At 66.2% G+C, this 666-nt stretch carries 1 pseudogene; it reads right to left on the bottom strand.

Annotation, left to right across the window (positions count from 1 at the left end):
• A pseudogene (locus A9X04_RS26005) lies at window positions 1-666 on the bottom strand (magnesium-translocating P-type ATPase); the annotation flags it as partial.

Genomic DNA, 666 nt, shown 5'->3' with positions numbered 1-666 from the left:
CTTCGCCTTGGCCAGCTGGCGTGAGCCGGTGGCCAGACTGGTGCTCACGACGGCCGGCAACAGCTGCGGCGTGATGCCGACCGCGATCGCCAGCGCAAACAGTGCCGAATTGATCAGCGGCCGGTGCAACATCAAGTTGGTGACCAGAATCAGCGCGGTCAGCGCAACCGCGACCCGGAGCAGCAGATACGAAAACCGGCGCAGGCCGACCTGAAAGTCGGTCTCGGGTTGGCGCTCACTCAGACCCGCCGCGATCCGGCCGAACTCGGCGCGATTCCCGGTGGCATACACGACGGCCAAGCCTTCGCCCGCGCTCACGATCGTGCCCATGAACGCCACATCGGTCATGTCGGTCAGCGCGACGTCGGTTCCCACCGGCGTCGGTGACTTCTCCGAGCCGGTGGATTCCCCGGACAGGATGCCCTCGTCGCATTCCAACGCTGCCGTCTGGATCAATCGCACGTCCGCGGGCACCGCCTGCCCAAGGGAGAGCCGGATGACGTCCCCGGGGACGAGATCCCGGACGTCGACATCGACAAAATTCCCGTCGCGCCGAACGATCGCGGTGTGGCGTATGCGGGAATGCAGCGCAGCCGCGGCCTGCTCGGCCCGGTACTCGTTGAAGAACCCCAGTCCGATGCTGGCGCTCAGGATCACGCCGATGAT

This window comes from Mycobacterium sp. E3247, assembly GCF_001667785.1.
Lineage (GTDB): Bacteria > Actinomycetota > Actinomycetes > Mycobacteriales > Mycobacteriaceae > Mycobacterium.
This window is presented reverse-complemented; position numbering and strand designations above follow the sequence as displayed.